The 25,219-nt window shown below is 73.8% G+C and carries 24 protein-coding genes; 13 read left to right on the top strand and 11 right to left on the bottom strand.

Annotated features, from left to right (window positions below):
• Positions 1 to 6 precede the first annotated feature (6 nt).
• The 3 genes from nirD to ACZ6K0_RS15660 are packed head-to-tail and all read right to left on the bottom strand — an operon-like array spanning position 7 to position 4,069.
• Entirely contained in the window at positions 7 to 366 is a 360-nt protein-coding gene (gene nirD, locus ACZ6K0_RS15650) for a nitrite reductase small subunit NirD (RefSeq protein WP_376406118.1), read from the bottom strand.
• Positions 363 to 2,876: a nitrite reductase large subunit NirB gene (gene nirB, locus ACZ6K0_RS15655; protein WP_469228758.1), complete on the bottom strand. Its 2,514-nt coding sequence runs from the start codon at positions 2,874 to 2,876 to the stop codon at positions 363 to 365. Before nirB ends, nirD begins: the two co-directional genes overlap by 4 nt.
• The gene (locus ACZ6K0_RS15660; protein WP_469228757.1) at positions 2,873 to 4,069 is read right to left on the bottom strand and encodes an NAD(P)/FAD-dependent oxidoreductase; all 1,197 of its coding nucleotides are present in this window, start codon (positions 4,067 to 4,069) and stop codon (positions 2,873 to 2,875) included. Before ACZ6K0_RS15660 ends, nirB begins: the two co-directional genes overlap by 4 nt.
• Before the next feature lie 197 nt (positions 4,070 to 4,266).
• Between ACZ6K0_RS15660 and ACZ6K0_RS15665 the strand changes: the two genes are divergently transcribed.
• The 3 genes from ACZ6K0_RS15665 to ACZ6K0_RS15675 are packed head-to-tail and all read left to right on the top strand — an operon-like array spanning position 4,267 to position 6,773.
• Positions 4,267 to 5,712 carry a ferredoxin reductase family protein gene (locus ACZ6K0_RS15665; RefSeq protein ID WP_469228755.1) on the top strand — a complete coding sequence of 482 codons (1,446 nt, stop codon included), beginning with the start codon at positions 4,267 to 4,269 and terminating at the stop codon, positions 5,710 to 5,712.
• Positions 5,713 to 5,755: 43 nt separating this feature from the next.
• Complete coding sequence (locus ACZ6K0_RS15670; protein WP_376406127.1) at positions 5,756 to 5,950, top strand: hypothetical protein; 195 nt, start codon at positions 5,756 to 5,758, stop codon at positions 5,948 to 5,950.
• Positions 5,951 to 5,987: 37 nt separating this feature from the next.
• Positions 5,988 to 6,773, top strand: a complete 786-nt coding sequence (locus ACZ6K0_RS15675) for a sulfite exporter TauE/SafE family protein (RefSeq protein WP_376406129.1) — start codon at positions 5,988 to 5,990, stop codon at positions 6,771 to 6,773.
• 84 nt (positions 6,774 to 6,857) lie between these two features.
• Here the strand turns inward: ACZ6K0_RS15675 and ACZ6K0_RS15680 are convergent, their stop codons facing one another.
• The 5 genes from ACZ6K0_RS15680 to ACZ6K0_RS15700 form a co-directional block, all read right to left on the bottom strand.
• A complete protein-coding gene (locus tag ACZ6K0_RS15680) occupies positions 6,858 to 7,475 on the bottom strand; it encodes a class F sortase (RefSeq protein WP_376406131.1) in 618 nt (205 codons plus the stop codon).
• Positions 7,476 to 7,572: 97 nt separating this feature from the next.
• Positions 7,573 to 8,112 (bottom strand): hypothetical protein, encoded by a 540-nt coding sequence (locus ACZ6K0_RS15685; protein WP_376406133.1) that lies wholly within the window; start codon positions 8,110 to 8,112, stop codon positions 7,573 to 7,575.
• 316 nt (positions 8,113 to 8,428) lie between these two features.
• Positions 8,429 to 8,857: a hypothetical protein gene (locus ACZ6K0_RS15690; protein WP_376406135.1), complete on the bottom strand. Its 429-nt coding sequence runs from the start codon at positions 8,855 to 8,857 to the stop codon at positions 8,429 to 8,431.
• The gene (locus ACZ6K0_RS15695; protein ID WP_376406137.1) at positions 8,854 to 10,560 is read right to left on the bottom strand and encodes a right-handed parallel beta-helix repeat-containing protein; all 1,707 of its coding nucleotides are present in this window, start codon (positions 10,558 to 10,560) and stop codon (positions 8,854 to 8,856) included. Before ACZ6K0_RS15695 ends, ACZ6K0_RS15690 begins: the two co-directional genes overlap by 4 nt.
• Before the next feature lie 15 nt (positions 10,561 to 10,575).
• On the bottom strand, positions 10,576 to 11,355 hold the full coding sequence (locus ACZ6K0_RS15700; protein ID WP_469228751.1) for an aminotransferase class IV: 780 nt from the start codon (positions 11,353 to 11,355) through the stop codon (positions 10,576 to 10,578).
• Positions 11,356 to 11,447: 92 nt separating this feature from the next.
• Between ACZ6K0_RS15700 and ACZ6K0_RS15705 the strand changes: the two genes are divergently transcribed.
• From ACZ6K0_RS15705 to ACZ6K0_RS15725, 5 genes are read left to right on the top strand one after another with little or no spacing between them, the layout of a single operon-like run.
• Positions 11,448 to 12,092 (top strand): NADPH-dependent FMN reductase, encoded by a 645-nt coding sequence (locus ACZ6K0_RS15705; protein ID WP_469228749.1) that lies wholly within the window; start codon positions 11,448 to 11,450, stop codon positions 12,090 to 12,092.
• A gap of 12 nt (positions 12,093 to 12,104) precedes the next feature.
• Entirely contained in the window at positions 12,105 to 13,838 is a 1,734-nt protein-coding gene (locus tag ACZ6K0_RS15710) for an ABC transporter ATP-binding protein (RefSeq protein ID WP_469228747.1), read from the top strand.
• On the top strand, positions 13,835 to 15,712 hold the full coding sequence (locus ACZ6K0_RS15715) for an ABC transporter ATP-binding protein (RefSeq protein ID WP_469576189.1): 1,878 nt from the start codon (positions 13,835 to 13,837) through the stop codon (positions 15,710 to 15,712). The genes ACZ6K0_RS15710 and ACZ6K0_RS15715 overlap by 4 nt, the downstream gene beginning before the upstream one ends.
• A gap of 20 nt (positions 15,713 to 15,732) precedes the next feature.
• Positions 15,733 to 16,059 carry a divalent-cation tolerance protein CutA gene (cutA, locus tag ACZ6K0_RS15720; RefSeq protein ID WP_376406147.1) on the top strand — a complete coding sequence of 109 codons (327 nt, stop codon included), beginning with the start codon at positions 15,733 to 15,735 and terminating at the stop codon, positions 16,057 to 16,059.
• Positions 16,056 to 16,469 carry a gamma-glutamylcyclotransferase family protein gene (locus tag ACZ6K0_RS15725; protein WP_469228743.1) on the top strand — a complete coding sequence of 138 codons (414 nt, stop codon included), beginning with the start codon at positions 16,056 to 16,058 and terminating at the stop codon, positions 16,467 to 16,469. Before cutA ends, ACZ6K0_RS15725 begins: the two co-directional genes overlap by 4 nt.
• Here the strand turns inward: ACZ6K0_RS15725 and ACZ6K0_RS15730 are convergent.
• The 3 genes from ACZ6K0_RS15730 to ACZ6K0_RS15740 are packed head-to-tail and all read right to left on the bottom strand — an operon-like array spanning position 16,432 to position 20,113.
• A complete protein-coding gene (locus tag ACZ6K0_RS15730) occupies positions 16,432 to 18,516 on the bottom strand; it encodes a molybdopterin oxidoreductase family protein (RefSeq protein WP_469228741.1) in 2,085 nt (694 codons plus the stop codon). The two genes, ACZ6K0_RS15725 and ACZ6K0_RS15730, sit on opposite strands and share 38 nt — an antisense overlap.
• A gap of 45 nt (positions 18,517 to 18,561) precedes the next feature.
• On the bottom strand, positions 18,562 to 19,350 hold the full coding sequence (locus ACZ6K0_RS15735; protein ID WP_376406153.1) for a SanA/YdcF family protein: 789 nt from the start codon (positions 19,348 to 19,350) through the stop codon (positions 18,562 to 18,564).
• 40 nt (positions 19,351 to 19,390) lie between these two features.
• Positions 19,391 to 20,113 carry an MIP/aquaporin family protein gene (locus tag ACZ6K0_RS15740; RefSeq protein WP_469228739.1) on the bottom strand — a complete coding sequence of 241 codons (723 nt, stop codon included), beginning with the start codon at positions 20,111 to 20,113 and terminating at the stop codon, positions 19,391 to 19,393.
• Positions 20,114 to 20,189: 76 nt separating this feature from the next.
• Between ACZ6K0_RS15740 and ACZ6K0_RS15745 the strand changes: the two genes are divergently transcribed.
• The 5 genes from ACZ6K0_RS15745 to ACZ6K0_RS15765 all read left to right on the top strand — a co-directional run bounded on the left by ACZ6K0_RS15745 (position 20,190) and on the right by ACZ6K0_RS15765 (position 25,175).
• On the top strand, positions 20,190 to 20,663 hold the full coding sequence (locus ACZ6K0_RS15745; protein ID WP_469228737.1) for a GNAT family N-acetyltransferase: 474 nt from the start codon (positions 20,190 to 20,192) through the stop codon (positions 20,661 to 20,663).
• A complete protein-coding gene (locus tag ACZ6K0_RS15750; protein ID WP_376406160.1) occupies positions 20,660 to 21,361 on the top strand; it encodes a hypothetical protein in 702 nt (233 codons plus the stop codon). Before ACZ6K0_RS15745 ends, ACZ6K0_RS15750 begins: the two co-directional genes overlap by 4 nt.
• Before the next feature lie 227 nt (positions 21,362 to 21,588).
• The gene (locus ACZ6K0_RS15755) at positions 21,589 to 22,389 is read left to right on the top strand and encodes a sirohydrochlorin chelatase (RefSeq protein ID WP_469228850.1); all 801 of its coding nucleotides are present in this window, start codon (positions 21,589 to 21,591) and stop codon (positions 22,387 to 22,389) included.
• A gap of 35 nt (positions 22,390 to 22,424) precedes the next feature.
• The gene (locus ACZ6K0_RS15760; RefSeq protein WP_469228735.1) at positions 22,425 to 23,780 is read left to right on the top strand and encodes a deoxyguanosinetriphosphate triphosphohydrolase; all 1,356 of its coding nucleotides are present in this window, start codon (positions 22,425 to 22,427) and stop codon (positions 23,778 to 23,780) included.
• Between the two features lie 132 nt (positions 23,781 to 23,912).
• Positions 23,913 to 25,175, top strand: a complete 1,263-nt coding sequence (locus ACZ6K0_RS15765) for an NAD(P)/FAD-dependent oxidoreductase (RefSeq protein WP_469228734.1) — start codon at positions 23,913 to 23,915, stop codon at positions 25,173 to 25,175.
• Positions 25,176 to 25,219 lie beyond the last annotated feature (44 nt).

The following is a 25,219-nucleotide window of genomic DNA, read 5'->3' on the forward strand; positions in this document are numbered from 1 at the left end:
GGTGGGCTACACGGTCCGGACGGGGTACACCGCGACCGTGACCCCGTCGTCGTCCAGGCAGCGGCCCGTCTCCAGGTCGAAGCGCTGCTTCAGGAGCGGCGAGGCCACGAACGGCCGCCCGTCCGCCGAACCGATCAGCCCCCGGGACAGCACCTGCGCCCCCGTGAACGGATCGCGGTTGTCGATCGCGTACGTCCGTCCCGACCGGTCCCGGAAGACCGCCGCCTGCCGGCCGTCCGGCAGCAGCGCCGCCACTCCCCGGCCCGGGGTCAGCCGGGACTCCTCGCAGACCGTCATCCAGGAGTCGGGGGAGGGGGAGAGTTCGAGCATCGTCGAAGTGAGCGTCGGCGAGGTGAGCGTCGTCATCGGGAGGTGACCCCTTCCAGGGTGAGGAACGTGAGATCCGGCTTGATCTGGTCGCGCTCCGGCGTGAACCGGACCGACGGGTCCGGCGCCTCCGGCGCGTTCACGAAGGAGACGAAGCGCCGCAGCCGGTCCGGGTCGTCCAGCGTCTGCGCCCACTCGTCCTGGTAGTCCGCGACGTGCGCCGCCATCAGCGCCTCCAGCTCGTCGCACAGCCCGAGCGAGTCGTGCACCACCACGTCCTTGAGGTGGTCGAGCCCGCCCTCCAGGCGCTCCAGCCAGGTCGACGTCCGCTCCAGGCGGTCCGCCGTCCGGATGTAGAACATCAGGAACCGGTCGATCAGGCGGACGAGTTCGGCGTCCGAGAGGTCCTGGGCGAGCAGGTCCGCGTGGCGCGGGGTCGCGCCGCCGTTCCCGCCGACGTACAGGTTCCAGCCGTTCGCCGTCGCGATGATCCCGAAGTCCTTCGACTGGGCCTCCGCGCACTCGCGGGCGCAGCCCGAGACCGCCGACTTGAGCTTGTGCGGGGCGCGCAGGCCCCGGTAGCGCAGCTCCAGCTGGATCGCCATCCTCACCGAGTCCTGCACGCCGTACCGGCACCAGGTCTGCCCGACGCAGGACTTCACGGTGCGCAGCGCCTTGCCGTACGCGTGCCCCGACTCGAAGCCCGCGTCGACCAGGCGCGTCCAGATCGAGGGGAGCTGGTCCACCCGGGCGCCGAACAGGTCGATCCGCTGACCGCCCGTGATCTTCGTGTAGAGGCCGAAGTCCCGGGCCACCTCGCCGATCACGATCAGCTTGTCCGGGGTGATCTCGCCGCCGGGGATGCGCGGGACGACCGAATACGAGCCGTTGCGCTGCATGTTGGCGAGGAAGTGGTCGTTGGTGTCCTGGAGGGAGGCCTGCTCGCCGTCGAGGATGTACCCGTTGTTGAGGCTCGCGAGGATCGAGCCGACCGTCGGCTTGCAGACCTCGCAGCCCTCCCCGCCCTTCGCCTCGTCCCGGCCGTGCGAGTCGAGCAGCGCGGCGAAGGAGGTGATCCGGAGCGCGCGGGCGATCTCGTACAGCTCGCTGCGGCTGTACGGGAAGCAGCGGCACAGTCCCTTGTCGGCGGCGGCCGGCAGCAGCTTCTCGATCGTCTTCACGCAACTGCCGCAGCCCGTACCGGCCTTGGTGCACTTCTTCACCTCGGCCAGCGAGGAGCACTGGCCGATCGCGTGCTTCGTGACGTTGTGGCAGGAGCAGATCACCGCGTCGTCCGGCAGCGCCGAGGGGCCGAGCGCGACCGGCGCGCCCGCGCCCGCCGGGAGCACCAACTGCTCGGGGGAGACGGGCGGTACGGAACCGGTGAGCGGGCGAAGGAGTCCGTACTGCTCGGCGTCGCCGACCAGGACGCCGCCGAGCAGCACCCCGTCGCCGGAGATCACCAGCTTCTTGTAGACGCCCGAACGGGAGTCGGAGTAGACGACGTCGAGGCAGCCCTCGGCCGTGCCGTGCGCGTCGCCGAAGGAGGCCACGTCCACGCCGAGCAGCTTCAGCTTCGTCGACATGTCGGCGCCGGTGAAACCGTCCCCGGCCCCCGCCTCGTCGGCGATCGCCGACGCCGCCGTCTGCGCCATCTCGTAGCCCGGCGCCACCAGGCCGTACACCCGGCCGTCCGAGGCCAGCGCGCACTCGCCGATCGCGAAGACCGCCGGGTCGGACGTCCGGCACAGCTCGTCGACCGCGATGCCGCCGCGCTCGCCGACGTCCAGGCCGCAGTCGCGGGCCAGCTGGTCCCGGGGGCGTACGCCCGCCGAGAACACCACCATGTCCGTGGCCAGTTCGGAGCCGTCCGAGAGCCTCATCCCCGTCACGGCGCCGTCCGCCGTCACGACCTCCTGCGTGCCCGTCCCCGTGTGGACGCTCAGGCCCATCCGCTCGATCGTGCGCAGCAGCGCGGCGCCGCCGCCCTCGTCGACCTGCACCGGCATCAGGCGCGGCGCGAACTCCACGACGTGCGTGTCGAGTCCGAGCCCCTTCAGCGCGCCCGCGGCCTCCAGGCCGAGCAGGCCGCCGCCGACGACCGCGCCCGTCGTGGCGGTCTTCGCGTACTCCTCGATCGCGAGCAGGTCCTCGATCGTGCGGTAGACGAAACAGCCGCGGGCGTCCTTGCCGGGGACGGGGGGCACGAAGGGGTACGAGCCGGTGGCGAGGACGAGCGAGTCGTACGCGAAGACCCGGCCGGAACGGGCGGTGACCGTACGGGCCTCGCGGTCCACCGACTCCGCCGGGTCGCCGACGTACAGCTCGATGGAGTGCTTCTCCAGGAAGCCTGCCTCGACCATCGACAGGTCGTCGGGCGTCTTTCCGGAGAAGTACGAGGTCAGCTGTACGCGGTCGTAGGCCGGGCGCGGCTCCTCGCAGAGGACCACGATCCGGGCCCGCTCGGTGACGCCACGGTCGGCGAGCGCCTCAAGGAACCGCTGGCCGACCATTCCGTGGCCGACCAGGACGATGGTGGGGGTGGTCATGAGGAGCCTCCGTCGTGGGTGAGCAGGTGCAGCAGGGGGGCCTCGTCGGGGAGGGCTTCGTCGCCCTCCCAGGCCCGGGCGAGCGCGCCGACCGCGGCCAGGTCGCCGAGGAGGACGCCCCCGACGAGCCGGTCACCGCGGACGACGACCTTGCGGTAGGCACTGCGTGTGGCATCGGTGAGCTGGACGACGTCGTCGCCCGGCCGCGCGGTGGCGTCGCCGAACGCGGCGAGATCGAGCGCCTGCGCCCCACCACCGAGGGTGAGCCGCGTGAGGGCCCGGGTGCCGGTGTAGCGGGGCCCGGCGTCCGTCTGGAGCAGGTTCGCCAGGATGTCGGCCTGGTCCAGGGACGGGGCGGCCAGGCCGTAGACGTGGCCGGCGTGTTCCGCGCAGTCGCCGATCGCGTGGATGTGCGGGTCCGACGTGCGGAGTTCGTCGTCGATCACGATGCCGGTGCGGACGTCGAGACCCGCCTCGCGGGCCAGCGCCGTCCGGGGGCGGACCCCGCAGGCCAGGACCACGACCTGCGCGTCGAGGACGAAGCCGTCGGCGAGTTCGACCGCCGTCACCGCCCCGTCCCGCTGCCGCAGGCCGCTCACCCGGCACTCCGTGTGCACCTCGACGCCGAGGGACTCCACGTGATCGCGCAGCAAGGACGAGGCGTGGGCGTCGAGTTGGCGTTCCATCAGCCGCTCGCCCTGCTGGGCCAGGACGACCTCCGCGCCCAGCGCCGCGAGCGCCCGCGCCGCCGAGACGCCGAGGAGCCCGCCGCCGATGACCACCGCCCGTACGCCGGGCCGGACGAGCGCGCGCAGCGCCAGACAGTCGTCGAGCGTACGGAACGGGTGGACGCCCTCCGGCAGTTCCGCCCCGCGCAGTCCGCGCAGCGGCGGCAGCACCGGGTTGGAGCCCGTGGCCAGGACCAGCCGGTCGTAGCCGACGAGCGAGCCGTCCGCGCACTCCACGGTCCGCGCCGCCCGGTCGATCCGCACCGCCCGCACCCCGAGCCGTACCGGCTCACGGGTCTCGGGCAGGGCGATCACCTCGGGGGCGTACCGCCCGGCGAGGACGTCCGCGAGCAGCACCCTGTTGTACGGGGCGTGCGGCTCCTCGCCGAGGAGGGTGACGGGCAGGCGCTGGGCGAGCCGGGCGCCCGCCGTTCCGCCCCCGACCACCACGATCCGTGTACTCATACCGGGAAGCGTGCGCGGCCGGTGTTACCCGGCGGGATCCCGGCTGTTTCCCGTACGGAACGCTGATCTCCGTCCCCGCTCCCCGGCGCTGTGAGGCCCGGCGCGGGTTAACCCGCCGTGAGGCTCGGCTCAAGCCCGGCTTAAGGATCCGGCGGACGGGGCCGAGCCGCGGATTCCCGTATACGGGCGGACCTAGGGTGCCGGATGTGACCACCGAGGCCAGTCGGCATCCCCTCTATGTGCAGCTCCTCAGCGAGTCGCCGCCTGTCGCCGTGCCGGTGCCGGTGCCGGTGCCGGTGCCGGTGCCCGCGCCTGGGCCCGTGCCCGTACCCGCGCTTCGGCTCGCCCCCGCTCGGCTGCGGACCGCGATCGTCGCCGGCGCCGGCGCGGTCGCCCTCCTCTGGGGGCTCCAGGCCCGGCCGTCCGCCCGCCTCGACGCCGTCTTCGCGACCGGCGCCCACCTCACCGGCCTCCTCGCCGGGTACGGCGTCCTCGTCCTGCTCCTGCTCATGGCCCGCCTCCCCGCCGTCGAGCACGGCGTCGGCGCCGACCGGCTCGCCCGCTGGCACTCCCTCGGCGGCCGGTACGTCCTCGGCCTCATCGGCGCCCACGCCGTCCTCGCGCTCTGCGGGTACGCCGTGCACACCCGTACCGACCTCGTCACCGCCACCGGGGACCTCCTTTCCTACGGGGCGATCGCCGCCGCCACCGCCGGCACCGCCCTCCTCGTCGCCGTCGGCGTCACCTCCGCCCGCGCCGTCCGGCGCCGCGTCCGGCACGAGACCTGGCGGGCCGTCCACCTGAGCGGGCTCCTCGCCGCCGCGCTCGGCTTCGTCCACCAGCTCGCCGGCCCCGACCTCGCCGGGAGCGTCCTCACCGTCTGGCTCTGGTCGATGGCCCACGCGACCGTCGGCGTCCTCCTCGTCTGGTACCGGATCGTCGTCCCCGTCCGCGCCGCCCTCCGGCACGAGCTGCGCGTCGCCGAGGTCCGCGACGAGGGCCCCGGCGTCGTCTCCGTCCTCGTCCAGGGCAGGGGAGTGGCCCGGCTGCACGCCGAACCCGGCCAGTTCTTCCGCTGGCGCTTCCTCCGGCGCGGGCTCTGGGCGACCGCCCTGCCGTTCTCCCTCTCCGCGCCCGTACGCGACGACACCCTGCGGATCACCGTCAAGGCGCTCGGCGACCACACCCGCCGCATCCGCCGCCTCCGCCCCGGGGTCCGGGTCCTCGCCTCCGGACCGTTCGGCGCGCTCACCGCCCACCGCCGCACCCGCCGCAAGGTCCTGCTGCTCGCGGGCGGCGTCGGCATCACCCCGCTGCGCGCCCTCTTCGAGACCCTGCCCGGAGGGCCCGGCGACCTCACCCTCCTCTACCGGGCCTCCGACGCGGGCGGCCTCGTCCTGCGCGAGGAGCTGGAGGCCATCGCCCGCGAGCGGCGAGCCGCCCTGCACTTCCTGCTCGGCCCCTCGGACGGCGCCTTCGACCCGCTCGCCCCCCGCGCGCTGCGCGACCTCGTGCCGGACCTCGCCGCCCACGACGTGTACCTGTGCGGCCCGCCCGCGATGGCCCGTGCCGCGACCGAGTCCCTGCTCCGGGCCGGGGTGCCCGCCTCCCGTATCCACAGCGAGGACTTCGACCATGCCTAGACACGGCGCCCCGCGCGTTCGCCGCGTTCCCCGAGTGTCCCGAGTGTCCCGCGTTCCCCGGGTCCCCACGGTCCGGCAGGCCCGCCGCCGTCTCGCCGCCGCGCTCCTCGGCACCGGCGCCCTCGCCGCGACCCTGCTCACGGCCGCCGTCGCCCCGGCCGCCCCGCCCGCACCCGACCGCGAACCCGGTCCCGCGACCGCCGCAACCTCAGACGTAGCTCAACGATCACGGGATTGATGGACGGGGCAACGATCGTCTCCCTAGGCTCTCGGCCATGCCCGAGATCACGCTGACCACCCTTGTCCTGCTCTGCCTCGCCGCGCTCGTGGCGGGGTGGATCGACGCCGTGGTCGGCGGCGGGGGACTGCTGCTGCTCCCGGCGCTCCTGCTCGGACTGCCCCACGTCTCGGGCGCCCACATCCTCGGCACCAACAAGGCCGTCGCGATCGTGGGCACCACCGGGGCCGCCGTCACCTACGTCCGCAAGGCCCCCGTCCAGGTCTGGACGGCGGTACGGATCGGGCTCGCCGCCCTCGTGGGCTCCATGGCCGGCGCGTTCTTCGCGGCCGGGATCAGCAACGACGTCCTGCGCCCGGTGATCATGGTGGTGCTCGTGGCCGTGGCGGCCTTCGTGATGCTGCGGCCCTCCTTCGGCGCGAAGGCCGAGGGGGAGGACCGGGCGCCGCTGACCCGGGCCCGGATCGTCACCGCGATCGTGGTCGTCGGCGGCGGCATAGGTTTCTACGACGGCCTGTTCGGGCCGGGCACGGGCACCTTCCTGGTCCTCGCGCTGACCGCGGTCCTCCACCTGGACCTGGTGACCGCCTCCGCCACCGCGAAGATCGTCAACGTCTGCACCAACGCGGGCGCGCTCGCCATGTTCGCCTACCAGGGCAGCGTGTACTGGCAACTGGCCGCCGTCATGGCCGTCTTCAACCTCGCGGGCGGCATGATCGGGGCCAGGATGGCCCTGAGCAAGGGCGCCGAGTTCGTCCGCGGGGTCCTGCTCGTCGTGGTCTTCTCACTGGTCGCGAAGCTCGCCTTCGACCAGTGGGCGTGAAGGCGGCCTACCGCGTCTGGCCTTCGGCCAGCGGCGTGACACCGGCCTACCGCGTCTCGTCCTCGGCCAGTGGCGTGACGCGGCCTACCGCACGCCGATGAGGTGGCCGAAGGCGACCACGTTCCCCTGGTAGCCGTTCTTCTTCGAGAAGCCGCCGCCGCAGGTGATCACCCGGATCTCCGCGCGGTCCGTCTCCCCGTACACCTTCTTGTCCGGGAACTCCTCGTTCGCGTACACCTCGACCGCGTCGACCGTGAAGACGGCGGTACGCCCGTCCTGCCGGTCCACCTCGATCCGGTGGCCCTTCTTCAGGGCGCCCAGCGTGTAGAAGACGGCCGGCCCCTGGGCGTTGTCGACGTGGCCCGCGACGACCGCCGTGCCCTTGGCCCCGGGCGTGATGCCGTCCCCGTACCAGCCGGCCAGGTTGCGGTCCCCGTCCGGCGGCACGCCGAGCGAGCCGTTCGCCGCCAGGCCGAGCCGCATCATCGGGGTGTCCACGTCGGTCTCGGGGATGCGGAGCCGTACGGGCTCCGAGGGCGGCAGCGGGTCGGCCGCGGCGTCGGTGTGCACGCTCGGCCCGGCCGCGAAGGCCTGGGCGGCCGACGGTACGGGCGGGGTGACGTCCTGCGAGCCGTTCTGGACGAGCCAGAGTCCGGCGCAGGCGGCCACGGCTATGCCCCAGCCCTTGGTCCTGTTGCTCACCTGGATTCCTCGCGTGCCTCGGTGCCGGTGGTGATGTAGCCCTGCCCCCGCCGGGCCGTATGCGGGCGCGCGGCAGGGGCAGGACGGGCGGTGGTCCTCAGTGCCCCTGCGCGCCGCTCGCCCGGCGGCGCAGGAGCAGGACACCGCCTACGGCAGCCGCGGCCAGCACCGCCGCGCCCGCCGTGACCTGGGCGGCGTCGGGGCCGACACTGCCCCCGACGCCGGTCTGGACATGGCCGCTCGGATTCCGGTGCTTGACGGTCAGGTCTCCCCGGGCCGTCTTCCCGTTGTCGCAGGCGACACTGATGCCGTACGTACCGGCCTTGACGTGTTCCGGTACCCGGAACTGGCCGACCACGACTTCCTTGTGCGTGCTCGGCTCCAGCTGGAACTCTCCGGCACCCAGCGAGTTCGCGTCGCCGACGCCGTGGCCGTGCTTGCCGCAGGCCAGGGTGTTGACGGTGACGGTCTCCCCCGGGGTGGCGGAGGACGGGTAGATCTCCAGCGAGTGGGAGCCGCGGTCGTTCTCGTTCTCGTTGTTGTTCTCGTTGTTGGCGTACGCCGCGGGGGCGGCGAACGCCCCGATCGCGGCGACCGTCAGCGCGGTACCGGTGAACAGGCGGGCAAGGGTGCGCATGGGGTCCTCCGGGGCGCGCGAGCGGTCATACCGGTCATGCCGGGGATCCTCCCGGGAGGGACTTCCCGGAACGGACCTTCTAAGACCGAGATAAGAGCCGCCCCGCGCCCCCCGCCTGCTGATGGGGCATCAGGATTGCGCCGTCCGGTGCGGTGTGTCGACTGGATTTCCGACGTTTACGCAGGTCAGGGCTGGTTACGTGGCGTCAGTTGACGGCTCGTGCCGAACGGGTGACGCGGCGTGTCGCCCCCGTGCCCTGCGGGGTCACCCGGCACCGGTAGGGCCCTTGGTCACCCGGCACCGCTCATGCCCTCGGTCACCCGGCACCGGTCAGGCTGGTGATCGCCGCCAGGGCCCACTCCTGCGCCCCGACCGTCGCCCCCGCCGCGATCCCCGTCGCCACCGGCGCCAGCGCTCCCCGCAGGCCGGCGAGGGCGCGACGTACCCGGCCCTGCTCGGGAGCGTCCGTACGGGTGATCTCCGCCAGGACCTCCTGCGCCGCCGCCTCCGTGTCCTCGCGGTCCCGGTCGGCGAGGCCCATCTCCGGGAGCTGCCCGAGCAGCCCGGTCACCAGCTCGGCGAGCGCCTCGTAGCCGGGGGCGACCGTGCCGCCGTCGTTCCGCTGGTTCTGGGTGACCGTCTCGTTGTTCCACGCGAACTGGGCATGGGAGACGCCCGCGTTGAAGACGGGGCCGTCGTAGGTGTTGCCGCTGCCGTTGTCGTTGTCGTTCTGCGGGTCGCTCATGAGGGCTTACCGTCCCCTTCGGTCTGCTGCTGGACGACGTGGTCGTTGTTCCAGGCCAATTGGACATCGTGCACGGGGCCGTTGAAGACCGGGCCGTTGAAGACCTGGAGGATCTGCGGCGGCGGGGCCGGCTCCTTGCTCCGGACGACCGGCAGCGAGGTCCGCAGTTCGACCAGGTCGACGAGACCGTTGTGCCGGACGGCCTCCGCGCCGGTGCCGTTCACCGCGCACTCCACCAGCCGGCCGGCGGCCTTCTCGTCGAAGCTCGCGCCCGCCAGCGCGCAGTCGGTGAACGTGCCGCGCGTGACGTCCACGTAGGCGGAGCCCGTCCCGTACATGCCCAGGGCCTCCGAGCCGGTCACGGTGACGTTCCGCGCGACGAGCCGCCCGCCGCCGAGGGCGCCGAGCCCGCTGCTGCTCACCGCCACGACATGGCTGTCGGTGAGCTGGAGGTGGGCCTCGTCGGCGACGGCGAAGCCCACCGTGGTGCGCTCCGCCGTCACGTCCTTGAGCGTGACGCGCGACCGGCCGCCGTTCGCCACCGCCGCCGTGGCGATGTCGCGGAACACCGTGTCGCCGACGTGGGCCGTCGTGCCGCCGTTGCCCTGGACCTCCAGGCCGGCGGCACAGCGCTCCACGTGGACGTGCGCGAACACGGCCTCGCCCTCGTCGAGGACGCGCAGCGCCGCGCTCGTCAGGTCCTCGATCCCGACGCGGGTGAAGCGGCCCCTGCCGCCCTCCGTGACGGCGATGCCGACGTTCCCTCCCGAGACGCGGCAGTCCCGCACCTCGGGCGCGCCGCCCGTGGTCGAGAACACCGAGACGTTGCGCGCGTCGACGACCCGGCAGTCCTCGAACGTCCCCAGGCCCGCGCTCTGCACGTTGACGCCGGTGTCGCGGCAGCCGGTGAGGACGCAGCCGCGCACCACCGGGTCGGCGCCGCTCGCCGTGCCGATCCCGTGCTGCGCGTCGGTGACGCGGGTGCGGTCCACGGAGCCCCGGGACTGCTCGATGAACATGATCCCCTCCGCGTGCGTGGCGGTGATCGCGCACTCCGTCACCGCGAGCTCCGCCCGGGTGTCCGCCATGAGGGCGGCCCGCCCGATGCGGGTCAGCTCGCAGCCGGCGATCTCGGCGTACGCGTCGCAGACGCGCAGGCCGTGGATCCGGCTGCCCTCGATCCGGCTGCCCCGGACCGTGACGCGGGCGCCTTCGATCGCGGCGATCGCGTTGTCGGCGGCGTCGGTGAAGCGGCACCGCTCGATCAGTCCGGCCGAGCCGGTGAAGACGGTGCGGCCGTACAGGACGACGCTGTCCCGCAGCGTGACGGAGGTGTGCGGCCGGGCGTGCACGGCGACGCCCTCGTGCGCCCGGATCTCCGTGCGGTCGAGCGTCAGCGTCCCCGCGTGGCAGCCGACGATGTCCATGCCGGCTCCGCGGCCGGCCAGGGTCAGGCCGTGGACGGAGACCGTGCCGAAGGCGTCGAGGACGGCGCCGCGCGGCCGGCTCACCAGGACGGAGCCCGGGCCCTCGGCCGCGGCGAGCCGGACCTCGCCCCGGACGGTGAGCGCCTCCTCGTAGTGGCCGGGCGCGATCTCGATCAGCGCCGCCCGGCCCCGTGCCTCCGCGGCGCGGAGCGCGGACGTGATGTCGCGGTGGGCGCGGCGGCCGCCCCGCGGCGAGACGAGGTATCGCGCGACCATCGTTCTTCCCGCCTCCTACAGCGCTTCCCGCTCCACCGACTCGTACGCCGAGTAGACCCTCTTCATCAGGTCCTCGTCCACCGCGAAGCCGACCGCGTCGATGCCCGAAACCGGTGCGATGCCACGGGAGTTCGTCACGAAGGCCGCGCGGTACGCGCCCAGGTCGGCGAGCGACACCGGCCGCCGCACCGAGCCGAGCAGCGGTTCGAGGAGGGCCATCGTGATCCCCGTCAGGCAGGGTGCCGACGGCCAGACCACCGAAGTGCCGTCCCAGAAGGCGATGTTGGTGACCGCTCCCTCGGCGATGTCGCCGGACGGGGAGGTCAGCAGGGCCTCGTCGTAGCCGTCGCGCCGGGCCGCCTCGCCGTGGTAGCTCTGGCCGAAGCCGCCCAGGTGCTTGATGTGCGCGGCGGGGCGCAGGTAGTCGACGCTCCGCAGGCGCTGCGGCGCCCCGGGCCCGTCCGGGGCGGGCTCGCGGACGACGACCACGAGGCGGACGCCGTCGTACACGTACACCCTGGCAGAGCAGTCCCGCAGTCCGGAGGCCTCCACGGCCCCGGCGAGCAGGGTGCGGACCCGGTCGCCGGGCAGTTCCTGCCCGAAGAGCTCGCGGGTGGAGCGGTCGAGCCGTTCGAGGTGGAGGCCGAGTCCCTTCACGCGCCCGTCCCGCACCTGCATCGCCGTGAAGTGGCCGAAGCCGCTCATGAGGGTCGTGAGGAGCCCGGGGTCGGTCGCCGGGGCGCCGTCGATCTCGATGTGCGGGGGAGCGGTGGGGGGTACGGGCGGAGTCGTCATGCCTTCACCGTACGGCCCGGAAATGGTCCTGGGAAAAGTCCCCGGGACCGGCGCTTGACCTCAACCAAACTTGAGGTACCACGATCATCGACATGGACATCACGAACTCCACCTCGCCCGTCACCGCGCCCAACTCTTCCGCCTCGCCGGAGGGTTCCGCCGCCCCGCTGGCCCTCGCCCTGATCGTCGCCAGTGACCGCGAAGGCCGCTTCGCCCCCGTCGTCGCCGACTGGTTCCGCTCCCGGCTCGCCGAGCGCGAGGACTTCGCCGTGACGGTCGTCGACCTCGCCGAGGTCGACCTCCCCACCGCCCTCTCCCACGACCCGTCCCCGGCCGTCCGCGCCGAACTCGCCAAGGTCTCCCCGGCGCTGGCCGCCGCCGACGCCTTCGTCGTCCTCACCCCCGAGTACAACCACTCCTTCCCCGCGTCCCTCAAGAACCTCATCGACCGGCACTACACCGAGTGGCAGGCCAAGCCCGTCGGCTTCGTCTCCTACGGAGGCATCTCCGGCGGCCTGCGGGCCGTCGAGCAACTCCGCCAGGTCTTCGCCGAGATGCACGCCGTCACCGTCCGCGACACCGTCTCCTTCCACTCCGCCTGGGGCCACTTCGACGAGGAGGGGCGCCACAAGGACCCGGCCGGCGCCGAGGGCGCGGCGAAGGTGCTCCTCGACCAGCTCGCCTGGTGGGCCCTCGCCCTCAAGGAAGCCAAGTCCCTCCGCCCGTACGCCGCGTGAGGACCCGTCACCATGCTGCTGCGACTCCTCGCTCCCCGCCTCAGGCCCTACCGGGCCCTCCTCGCCCTCCTCGTCCTCCTCCAGCTCGTCCAGTCCCTCGCCTCGCTCGCCCTGCCCACCCTCAACGCCGGAGTCATCGACGAGGGCGTCCTCCGCGGGGACACCGACCGTGTCCTCGGCGGGGGCGCCGCGATGCTCGGCGTCACCCTCCTCCAGGCCGCGGCGGCCGCCGCCGCCACCTACACCGGCGCCAGGATCGCCATGGGCGTCGCCCGCGACCTGCGCTCCGAGGTCTTCCGCCGCGTCCAGGACTTCTCCGCCCGGGAGCGGGGCCGCTTCGGCACCGCCTCCCTCATCACCCGTACCACCAACGACGTCCAGCAGGTCCAGACGTTCACCGTCCTCGTCCTCACGATGCTGGTCGCCGCGCCCCTGCTCTGCGTCGGCGGACTCGCCATGGCCCTGCGCCAGGACGTGCCGCTCGCCCTCGTCCTGCTCCTCTTCGTGCCCGTCATGACCGGGGCCGTCGGCACCGTCGTCCTGCGGATGCGGCCCCTCTTCCGCGGCATGCAGGAACGCGTCGACCGGGTCAACCGCGTGCTGCGCGAGCAGATCACCGGCGTCCGCGTGGTCCGGGCCTTCGTCCGGGACACCCACGAGCGGGAACGGTTCGGCGCCGCCAACGACGAACTCCTCACCGTCGGCCTCCAGGCCGGCCGGCTCCAGGCCCTCATGTTCCCGACCGTGCTCATCGTCTGGCAGCTGACGACCGTCGCCCTCGTGTACGTCGGCGCCCACCGCATCGACAGCGGCGCCCTCCAGCCCGGCGGGCTCGTCGCCTTCCTCGGCTACCTGCTCCAGACCTCCATGTCCGTGATGATGGTCCTCTTCCTCCTGATGCACATGCCGCGCGCCGAGGTCGGCGCCGAGCGCATCCGCGAGGTCCTCGACACCCCGCTCTCCGTCACCCCGCCCGCCCACCCCGTCCGCGCCCTCAAGGGCCCCGGGCACCTCGACCTCACGGGCGTCGGATTCCGCTACCCCGGCGCCGAGGAGTCCGTCCTCAAGGACGTCGACCTCGTCGCCCGCCCCGGCCGGACCACCGCGATCGTCGGCTCCACCGGCAGCGGCAAGTCGACGCTCCTCGGGCTCGTGCCCCGGCTCTTCGACGCCACCGGCGGCGAGGTCCTCGTCGACGGCGTCGACGTCCGCGAGCTCGACCCCGCCCTGATGGCGCGGACGGTGGGCCTGGTCTCCCAGAAGCCCTACCTCTTCTCGGGGACGGTGGCGACGAACCTGCGGTACGGGAAGCCCGACGCGACCGACGAGGAGCTCTGGCACGCCCTGGAGACCGCCCAGGCCGCCGACTTCGTCCGGGCCCTCGACGACGGCCTCGACGCCCCGGTCGCCCAGGGCGGCGGCAACCTCTCCGGCGGCCAGCGGCAGCGGCTCGCCATCGCCCGGGTCCTCGTCGCCCGCCCCCGCCTCTACCTCTTCGACGACTCCTTCTCCGCCCTCGACGCCCGCACCGACGCCCGGCTGCGCGAAGCGCTCCGGCGGGAGACGGCCGACGCCACCGTGGTGATCGTCGCCCAGCGGGTCTCCACCATCCGGCACGCCGACCGGATCGTCGTCCTCGACCGGGGCCGGACCGTCGGCACCGGCACCCACGAGTCCCTCATGCGGGACAGCGCCACCTACCGGGAGATCGTCCTCTCCCAGCTCACCGAGGAGGAAGCCGCATGAGTACGACCACGGCGACCCGCACCGCGACCGACGCCCGTACCGCCCCCGCCCGCAGCGGCCCCCCGCCCCAACAGCGCACCCCCGGCCCCGGCCTCCCCACCCCCGCCCTCGAACGCTCCCTGGCCTTCCGCGCCTCCGGCCTCCGCCTCCTGCGCACCCTCGCCCCCGACCGGGCCTTACTCCTCGCCGTCCTCGCCGTCGGCGCCACGGCCGTCGCCCTCGGCGTCCTCAGCCCCCTCCTCCTCGGCCGCGCCACCGACCTCGTCGTCACCGGCGCCACCGGCCCGGCCGGGGTCGACTTCGCCGCCGTCGGCCGGATCCTCGCCGTCTCCGTCGCGGTCGTCGCCGGCTCGTCCCTCTTCACCTGGTTCCAGCTGCGGATCGCCACCACCGTCGTCCAGCGGGCCGGCCGGCGGCTCCGCGAGCAGGCCCAGCACAAACTGGCGCGGCTGCCCCTGACGTACTTCGACCGGCAGCAGCGCGGCGAGGTCCTCTCCCGCACCACGAACGACATCGACAACATCACCCAGACCCTCCAGCAGGCCTTCAGCCAGATGGTCCGCGCCCTGCTCAGCCTCGTCGGCGTCCTCGCGATGATGTTCTGGATCTCCCCGGTCCTCGCCCTCGTCGCCCTGGCCACCGTGCCCGTCTCGGTCGTCGTCGCCGCGTTCGTCGGACGGCGCGCCCAGCCGCAGTTCGTCAAGCAGTGGGCGGTCACCGGCCGTCTCGGCAGCCACGTCGAGGAGATGATCACCGGCCACACCGAGGTCGTCGCCTTCGGCCGCCGCGCCGAGGCCGTGCACCGCTTCGACGAGCTCGGCGAGGAGCTGTACCGGGCGAGCTTCCGCGCCCAGTTCGTGTCCGGCTTCATCCAGCCCGCGCTGACCTTCGTCGGCAACCTCAACTACGTCGTCCTCGCCGTCGTCGGCGGCCTGCGGGTGGCGAGCGGCACCCTGACCGTCGGCGACGTCCAGGCCTTCATCCAGTACTCGTACGACTTCAACGGCCCGATCAACCAGGTCGCCGCCATGGCCAACCTCCTCCAGTCCGGAGTGGCCTCCGCCGAGCGGGTCTTCGACCTCCTCGACGCCGAGGAGGAGGCCGGGGACCCGGCGGAGCCGCAGCGTCCCGCGCAGGTCAGGGGCCGGGTCTCCTTCGAGAAGGTCGCCTTCCGCTACGAGCCCGACAAGCCGCTCGTCGAAGACCTGTCGCTCACCGTGGAGCCCGGCCGGACGGTCGCGATCGTCGGCCCGACGGGCGCCGGCAAGACGACCCTCGTGAACCTGCTCATGCGGTTCTACGAGGTGACGGGCGGCCGGATCACGCTGGACGGGACGGACATCGCGACGATGTCCCGCGAGGACCTGCGCAAGGACATCGGCATGGTCCTCCAGGACACCTGGCTCTTCGGCGGCACCATCGCCGACAACATCGCCTACGGGCTGCCCGGCGAGGTCTCCCGCGAGCGGATCGTCGAGGCCGCGCGGGCCGCGCACGCCGACCGCTTCATCCGGACCCTCCCCGACGGGTACGACACCGTCCTCGACGAGGACGGGGGAGGCCTCAGCGCCGGCGAGAAGCAGCTGGTCACCCTCGCGAGGGCGTTCCTGTCCGAGCCGGTGATCCTCGTCCTCGACGAGGCCACCAGCTCCGTCGACACCCGCACCGAACTCCTCGTCCAGCAGGCCATGTCGTCCCTCCGCGCGGGCCGCACCAGCTTCGTCGTCGCCCACCGGCTCTCCACGATCCGGGACGCCGACACGATCCTGGTGATGGAGAGCGGCTCGATCGCCGAGCAGGGCACCCACGAGGAGCTCCTCGCCACCGGCGGCGCGTACGCCCGCCTGTACGAAGCCCAGTTCGCGGCGGCGTGAAGCGTCAGTACGGTGAGGGCGTGACCACTCTCGCCCTCACCGTCCTCACGACCACCGACAGCCACGACAAGGCCGAGACGCTCGCGCGCGGCGCCGTCGAGGCCCGGCTCGCCGCCTGCGCCCAGGTCTCCGGGCCCGTCACCTCCGTCTACCACTGGCAGCGGGCGATCGAGACCGCCGAGGAGTGGCAGGTCGCCTTCAAGACCACCGAGGCCCGCTACGAGGCCCTGGAGGCCCACCTCCTCGCCGCCCACGACTACGAGACCCCGGAGATCGTCGCCACCCCCATCGTCCGGGCCTCCTCCGCCTACCTGGCCTGGATCGGCAGGGAGGTGGCGCACCCGTGACCGGGCCGTCGGTCCTCCCCTTCTTCGTCTACGGGACGCTGCGCCCCGGCGCGTACAACCACGACCGGCTCCTCCTCGGCCGGACGACCGCGGAGGACGAGGCCCGGCTCCCGGGCGCCCTCCTCCACGACGGCCCCGGCTACCCGTACGCGGTGCCGGGCGACGGCACCGTCACCGGCACGCTCGTGACGGCGGCGCCCGACGCGTACGGCGAACTGCTCGGCGCGCTCGACCGGATGGAGCGCGACGCCGGGTACGAGCGGACCGCCGTCCAGACGGTCAGGCTCCGCGACGGGGAAACGGTCCGGGCCTGGACGTACGTCGCGGCCCCGGCCACGGAGCTCGGCCCGCTCATCCCCACCGGCGACTGGTTCAGGCGTCCCGTTCCAGACGGACCGCGCACACCTTGAACTCGGGCATCCGGGAGACCGGGTCGAGCGCCGGGTTCACCAGCGTGTTCGCCCGGCCCTCGCCCGCCCAGTGGAACGGCATGAAGACGGTGTCCGGCCGGATCGCCGTCGTGATCCGCGCCGGCGCGACGGCCCGGCCGCGCCGCGAGACCACCGCGAGCCGCTCGCCCTCGGCCACCCCGAGCCGCTCGGCGAGCCGCGGGTGGAGCTCCACGAACGGCCCGGGCGCCGCCGCGTTCAGCTCCGCCACCCGCCGGGTCTGCGCCCCCGACTGGTACTGGGACACGACCCGGCCCGTGGTGAGGACGACCGGGTACTCGGCGTCCGTCTCCTCCGCCGCCGGCCGGTGCACCACCGGCACGAACCGGGCCCGCCCGTCGGGCGTCGCGAACCGGTCAAGGAAGAGCCGGGGCGTCCCCGCGTGCCCGTCGTCGGGGCAGGGCCAGAAGACGCCCTGCTCGTCCTCGATGCGGCGGTAGCTGATGCCCGCGTAGTCGGCGGGGCCGCCCGCGGAGGCGCGCCGCAGCTCGTCGAAGACCTCCTCGGGGTCGGCGGAGAAACCCTTCTCCCAGCCGAGCAGCCCGGCGAGCCCGTGCAGCACCTCCAGGTCGCTGCGGACCCCGGCGGGCGGGGTGAGGGCGCGCCGCCGCAGCAGCACCCGCCCCTCCAGGTTCGTCATCGTCCCGGTCTCCTCGGCCCACTGCGTCACGGGCAGGACGACATCGGCGAGCGCGGCGGTCTCGGAGAGCACGACATCGGCGACGGCGAGGAAGTCGAGCGAGCGCAGCCGCCCCTCGACGTGCGCGGCGCGCGGCGCGGACACCACCGGGTTGGAGCCCATGAGGAGCAGGGCCTTCACGTCGCCGCCGAGCGCGTCGAGGAGCTCGTACGCGCTCCGCCCGGGCCCCGGCAGCGAGTCCGGGTCCACGCCCCACACCCCGGCGACGTGCGCGCGGGCCGCCGGGTCGTCGAGCTTGCGGTAGCCGGGCAGCTGGTCGGCCTTCTGGCCGTGCTCGCGGCCGCCCTGGCCGTTGCCCTGGCCGGTGAGGCAGCCGTAGCCGCTCAGCGGGCGCCCCGCCTTTCCGGTGGCGAGGCAGAGGTTGATCCAGGCGCCGACCGTGTCGGTCCCCTTGGACTGCTGCTCGGGGCCGCGCGCGGTCAGCACCATGCCGCTGCCGGCGTCGCAGAACAGCGCGACCGCCTCGCGGAGCTCCGGCACGGAGACCCCGGTGATCCGCTCGACCTGCTCGGGCCAGTGGGACATGGCCCCGGCGCGGGCCGCCGCCCAGCCGTCGGTGCGCGCGGCGACGAACTCCTCGTCCACCCGGCCCTCGGCCACCACGAGATGGAGCATGCCGAGGGCGAGCGCGAGATCGGTGCCGGGGCGCGGCGCGAGATGGAGGTCGGCCTGCTCGGCGGTGCGGGTGCGGCGCGGATCGACGACGATCAGCTTGCCGCCGTTCTCCTTCAGCTCGGTGAGGTAGCGCAGGGCGGGCGGCATGGTCTCGGCGAGGTTGGAGCCGACGAGGATCACGCAGCCCGTCCTCGGGATGTCCTCCAGGGGGAAGGGGAGTCCCCGGTCGAGGCCGAAGGCCCTGCCGTGCGCGGCGGCGGCGGACGACATGCAGAAGCGTCCGTTGTAGTCGATCTGCGAGGTGCCGAGCACGAGCCGGGCGAACTTCCCCAGCGTGTACGCCTTCTCGTTGGTGAGCCCGCCGCCGCCGAAGACCCCCACGGCATCGGCACCGTGGTCGACGCGGGTCCGGCGCAGTCCGTCGGCGACGGCGGCGAGCGCCTCCTCCCAGGTCGCGGGCGTCAGATCCCCCGTGTCAGGGCATCGGACCAGGGGCTCGGTGAGCCGGACCCGGGAGGAGAGCACGGAGGGGGCGGTGCGGCCCTTGCCGCACAGGGCGCCCCGGTTGACGGGGAAATCGGTCCGGTCGACCACCTCGGCGGGCAGCTCGGGGGTGCCGGTGGGGCGGAGCGACATGCCGCACTGCAGGGCGCAGTAGGGGCAGTGGGTCGGCACGGCGGTGGCGTCGGACATGCCGCCAGCGTGGGTCAGGCGTGTTACGCGGGGCGGCGCCGCGTATTACGGGCGGGGTGCCATGGCCTCAGTGCCGTGCCCTGCGGAAGGTGAGGCGGGCGCCTTCGTGGGGGCGGGTGCCTTCTCCGGGGCGGGTGCCTTCTCCGGGGCGAGGGCCTCCGCGGGGGAGGCGAGGGCCTCCGCGACACCCGGCTCCTTCGGCCCGAGGAAGTGCGGATCGGGGCGCAGGCCCGCGTCCAGGGCGGCCTTGGCGGCCGCGAACAGCTCGCGGGTGGTGCCGTAGTACCAGGTGCGGTCGCGGGGTTCGGCGACCCCGACCCCGTACGCGTCGACGCCCGCCGCCCCGCACAGCGCGACGGCCCGCTTGATGTGGAAGTCCTGCGTGACGAGGACGGCCCGGTCGACGCCGAAGACCTTCTTGGCCCGGACGCAGGAGTCCCAGGTGTCGAAGCCCGCGTAGTCGCTGACGATCCGGCCCTCGGGGACCCCGCGCTCGGTGAGGTAGGCGCGCATGGCGCTGGGCTCGTCGTACGCGGTCCTGCTGTTGTCGCCGGTGACGAGCAGGACCCGGACCTTGCCCGCGCGGTAGAGCTCGGCGGCCGTGTCGAGCCGGTGCGCGAGGTACGGGGTGGGGCGCCCGTTCCACAGCCCGGCGCCGAAGACGACGGCGACGTCCCGGGCGGGCACGTCGGCGGTGGTACGGAGCCGGGGTTCGGCGACCGTGTGCATCCAGGTCGCCGGGGCGAGCGCGAGGACCGCGCCGAGCATGACGGCCTGGACGGTGCGGCGGCGGGCCCGCGGGGTGCGGGGCCACCGGATCGGCCGTGCCGGCATGCGGGTACCTCCGTGGATCGGGGTCGTGGTGATCGCTCTGTCACCCCGTCCGACGCGCCTCGGGCGCCTTCGGTTCGCCCGCCCCTCGAACTGTTCCGTACAGCACACCCGCGAGCCCGAGACCGATGACCATGCCGAGGATCTGGGCGGCGGCGTAGGACGGCACGGAGCCGGGGGCGATCCCGGTGAAGGAGTCGGAGAAGGCGCGGCCGAGGGTGGCCGCCGGATTGGCGAAGGAGCCGGAGGAGGTGAACCAGATCGCCGCGCCGATGTACCCCGCGACCGCGACCGGGGCGAGGCCGGGGCGGCCGATGCGGCGGAGCCCCTGCACGACGAGGACGAGCCCGGCGGTGGCGACGGCCTCGCCGAGGAGGAGATGGAGCGCGGAGCGGGGCTCGGTGGCCCAGCTGCCGGGCGCCCGCCCGAACATGGCCTCGGCGAGCAGGGCGCCGGTGACCGCGCCCGCGATCTGGGCGGCGATGTAGGCGAGGACCTCCCGTCCGCCGTGCTCGGGGCGCCGGGACCACCACTCCGACAGGGTCACGACGGGGTTGAAGTGGGCGCCGGAGAGCGGACCGATGAGCGCGATGAGCAGGCCGAGTCCGACGGCGGAGGCGGCGGCGTTGGCGAGCAGCCGGACGCCGATGTCCTGGCTGAGGGAGTCGGCGCGGATGCCGGAGCCGACGATGACGGCGACGAGGGCGGCGGTGCCGATGAACTCGGCGGCGGTGCGGCGGCGGAGAGAGGGCGGGGACATTCTCATGGCGGAAAAGATATTCCGTGATTCGGAATCAAAATAGAGGGGCGGGGTAGATGGTCGGGCCCGTACCATCCGGGCCGTGAAGATCGAAAACGTTGACATTCGCCGTGCGGCCGATTCCGATGCCGCCGCGGTGGCCGATGTGTGGCTCCGCTCCTACACGGCGGCGCTCCCGAGCGTGCGCCGCGCGCACACCGACGACGAGGTCCGGTACTGGCTCCGGGAGATCGTCGTACCGAACCAGGAGACCTGGGTGGCGACGGTCGACGGCTCGGTCGTCGCCATGATGGTGCTGGACGACGAGGAGCTGGATCAGCTGTACATCGATACGCCGTGGCGCGGCCAGGGCATCGGCGACCGACTCGTGGAGGTGGCCAAGCGGAGCCGCCCGACCGGCCTGGCGCTGTGGACGTTCCAGGTCAACGCCCCGGCGGGCCGCTTCTACGAGCGGCACGGCTTCGTCGAGGCCGAGCGCACCGACGGCACCCGCAACGAAGAGCGCGAGCCGGACGTCCGGTACGTGTGGAGCCCGGACCCCGCGGTCCGCCCGTGATCATCGATGCCGTCCTCGGGGACGCCGTCCGCAACAACGCCGAGTGGTGCCAGGCCATGTGCCGCGCCCACGGACACCCCGGCACCTTCGGGACCCGCGCCTGGACGAACGACCGCCGCACCCCGCTCTACTACCCGGACGCGGTCACCCTGTCCGAGGACGCGACCGCCGAGGACGTCCTGGCCGGCATCGACCGGACCACCCCCGGCGCCTCCGTCAAGGACAGCTTCGCCCGGCTCGACCTGGCCGCCGAGGGCTTCCGGCTCCTCTTCGAGGCCGGCTGGATCCACCGTCCGGCAGGCCTTCCCGTGCAGCCCGTCACCGGCGACTGGCGCCCGGTCCGCACCCCGGAGGAGCTCGCCGCCTGGGCCCTCGCCTGGAGCGGCGACGACGCCGACGACGCGGCGCTCTTCCGCCCCGAACTCCTCGCCGACCCGGCGACCACGATCGTCGCGGGATACGCCGCCGACGGCCGGATCCTCGGCGGCGCGGTCCTCAGCGCGAGCCCCGGCGTCACCGGCGTCTCCAACCTCTTCGCCACGGGGGACACCGACCCGTCCCACACCTGGGCGGGCGCCCTCGCCTCCGCCCCGGACGACCGCCCCGTCGTCGGCTACGAGTCCGGCGACGACCTGCCCCCCGCCCTCGCGGCCGGCTTCGAGGAGATCGGCCCCCTGCGAGTCTGGCTGGGCGCCTGACACCGGCCGGGCCGCCCCCGTGAGGTCACGGAAAACAGTCGTGACCCCCGCGCAACGGGCAGGCAACCTGGCGCCCTCAGGATCGGTGCATGACGGAGCCGGACAGCACGTTCGACAGCGCCGCCGGGCTGCTCGGGAGGATCACCGAGCAGCTCGGGACCCAGCTCGGCCGCGTGCATCCGTACGGCCGTCGGCCACGGAAGCACGACGAGGAGGCACGCACACCGATGAACGCACCCACCCCCGTCGCACCCACCCCCGCCCCGCAGGCGCCCGCCGCGCCCACCCTCGTCGCCGTCGGGCACGGCAGTCGCGACCCCCGCGCCCGGGCCGCCCTGAGCCGCCTCCTCGACCGGGTCCGCGAGCTGCGCCCCGGGCTCGACGTGCGCCTCGCCCACATCGAGCTGAACGCACCCCTCCTCGACGACACCCTCGCCGGACTCGCCGCCGAGGGCCGGGACGCCGTACTCGTACCCCTCCTCTTCGCCCCCGGCCACCACGTCACCCACGACCTCCCCGCCGCCCTCGCCGCCGCACCCGGCCTCCGGGCCCGGGTCGCCGAGCCGCTCGGCGCGCACCCCCTCCTCGTCGAGGCCCTCGCCGACCGGCTCGCCGAGGCCGGCTGGAGCCCCGGGGACGGCGCCTCCCGCGCCACCGGTGTCGTCCTCGCCTCCGCCGGCTCCCGCGACCCCCGGTCCGGCGCCGAGATCCGCCGGATCGCCGCCCTCCTCGGCGAGCGCCTCGGCGGCGTGCCCGTACTCCCCGCGTACGCCTCCGCCGCCGCGCCCACCGTCCCCGAGGCCGTCCGCGCCCTCGCCTCCCGGGGCCGCCACCGGGTCGCCGTCGCCTCCTGCTTCACCGCCCCCGGCCTCTTCGCGACCCGCGCCGCCACCCACGCCCCCTGGATCGCCGCCGCCCCGCTCGGCGCCCACCCCGCCCTCGCCCGCCTCGTCCTCCTGCGCTACGACCACGCCCGCGCCCGCGCGGGCGTCACCACCACCCGCGCGCGGGAACTCGCCGCCTTCTGAGCTCTTCTGTCGGTCCCTCCGGTTACCTTCGGGGCATGGACGGCATCGAAGGCATGGCAGGCAACGCAGGCATCGGCGACACCACCGGCACCACCGGCACCACCGGCACCACCGACACGCCCGGCTACGACTCCGCCGCGACCGAGCGCTGGGCCGCCGAACCCGACAAGCGCCCCGGCCGCACCGCCTTCCAGCGCGACCGCGCCCGCGTACTGCACTCCGCCGCCCTGCGCAGGCTCGCCGGCAAGACCCAGGTCGTCACCCCCGGCACCCGCAGCCACGCCTGGGACGCCAGCCCCCGCACCCGGCTCACCCACTCCCTGGAGTGCGCCCAGGTCGGCCGCGAGCTCGGCGCCGCCCTCGGCTGCGACCCCGACCTCGTCGAGGCCGCCTGCCTCTCCCACGACATGGGCCACCCGCCCTTCGGGCACAACGGCGAGCAGGCGCTCAACGACGTCGCCAAGGACTGCGGCGGGTTCGAGGGCAACGCCCAGTCGCTCCGCCTCCTCACCCGCATCGAACCCAAGCGCTTCGTGAAGGACGGGGACGGCGAGCTCGTCAGCGTCGGGCTCAACCTCACCCGGGCCGCCCTCGACGCCGCCACCAAGTACCCCTGGCCGCGCGGCGGCCACCCCGACGACCCCGGCTCGCCCAAGTTCGGCGTGTACGAGGACGACCTCCCCGTCTTCGCCTGGATCCGCGAGGGCGCCCCCGCCCACCGCAAGTGCTTCGAGGCCCAGGTCATGGACTGGTCCGACGACGTCGCCTACTCCGTCCACGACTTCGAGGACGGCCTGCACGCCGGCCACATCGACCCCAACATGCTCCTCGCCGAACCCGAGCGCGCCGACATCTGGACCGTCGCCATCGGCCGCTACGTCCCCGAGGACACCGACCCGCAGGAGCTCGCCGACGCCCTCGACCGGCTCGTCGACCAGGAGTGGTGGCCGCACGGCTACGACGGCTCGGCCGTCGCCCAGGCCCGCCTCAAGGACGCCACCAGCCAGCTCATCGGCCGCCTCTGCCTCGCCGCCGAAGGCGCCACCCGCCAGGCGTACGGCTCCGGCCGCCTCACCCGGTACGGCGCCGAGCTCGTCGTCCCCCGCGAGGCGCGCAACGAATGCGCCGTCCTCAAGGCCGTCGCCGACCGGTACGTGATGCAGCGCGCCGAACAGGAGGTGCTCCGCGCCGACCAGCGCGTCGTCGTCGCCGAACTCGCCGAGGCCCTCGTCGTCCGCGCCCCCGACGGCCTCGAACCCCAGTTCCGGGCCGCCTTCGACGCGGCGCGCGACGACCGGGCCCGCAAGCGCGTCATCGTCGACCAGATCGCCTCCCTCACCGACGCCTCCGCCCGCGCCCTCCACACCCGCCTCCGCCCCCACCACAGCTGAGACGAGCCGGGGTCGGCCCTCTTCCGTCACCCCGCCGGTTGCGGGACGCTCGCATGCACGCCCCGAGGCGGTACGGCCCGACGAACGCCCGGGGGCGTAGGTTGGAAGCGGTCGCAACGAGGAGGAATCGACGTGGTCGACGCAGATCAGACCTTTGTCATCGTCGGCGGAGGCCTGGCAGGGGCCAAAGCGGCGGAGACACTGCGCTCCGAGGGGTTCAACGGCCGGGTGATCCTCATCGGCGACGAACGCGACCACCCCTACGAGCGCCCACCCCTCTCCAAGGGCTACCTCACCGGCGCCAAGGAGCGCGACAGCGTCTTCGTCCACGAGGCCGCCTGGTACGCGGCGAACGACGTCGAGCTCCACCTCGGCCAGTCCGTCACCGCCGTCGACCGCGAGGCCCGCACGGTCCGCCTCGGCGACGGCACCGTCATCCGCTACGACAAACTGCTCCTCGCCACCGGCGCCGAGCCGCGCCGCCTCGACGTCCCCGGCACCGAGCTCGCCGGCGTCCACCACCTGCGCCGGCTCGCCCACGCCGACCGGCTCCGCCAGGTCCTCGCGGCCCTCGGCCGGGACAACGGCCACCTGGTGATCGCCGGCGCCGGCTGGATCGGCCTGGAGGTCGCCGCCGCGGCCCGCGGCTACGGCGCAGAGGTCACCGTCGTCGAGTACGAGCCCACCCCGCTCCACCGCGTCCTCGGCCCCGAGCTCGGCCAGCTCTTCGCCGACCTCCACAGCGACCACGGCGTCCGCTTCCACTTCGGCGTGAAGCTCACCGAGATCGTCGGCCAGGACGGCATGGTCCTCGCCGTCCGCACCGACGACGGCGAGGAACACCCCGCGCACGCCGTGCTCGCCGCGATCGGCGCCGCCCCCCGTACGGCCCTCGCCGAGAACTCCGGTCTCGCCCTCGTAGACCGGGCCGACGGCGGCGGCATCGCCGTCGACGAGTCGCTGCGCACCTCCGACCCCGACGTCTACGCCGCCGGGGACGTCGCCGCCGCCCACCACCCGCTGCTCCACACCCGGCTCCGCGTCGAGCACTGGGCCAACGCCCTCAACGGCGGCCCGGCCGCCGCCCGCGCCATGCTCGGGCAGCACGTCTCCTACGACCGGGTGCCCTACTTCTTCTCCGACCAGTACGACCTGGGCATGGAGTACTCCGGCTGGGCGCCCCCGGGCACGTACGACCAGGTCGTCGTGCGCGGCGACACCGGCAAGCGCGAGTTCATCGCCTTCTGGCTGAAGGAGGGCCGGGTCCTCGCGGGCATGAACGTGAATGTGTGGGACGTCACAGACCCCATCCAGCAGCTCATCCGTTCCCGTACGGCCGTGGACCCGGAGGCCCTCGCCGACCCCTCCGTGCCGCTGGAGAGCCTGGTCTCGTAACCCGTCCGTCCCCGGCCCCGACATTTCCCCGGGGGGCGACCCCC

It is taken from the genome of Streptomyces sp. NPDC042346, assembly GCF_055581845.1.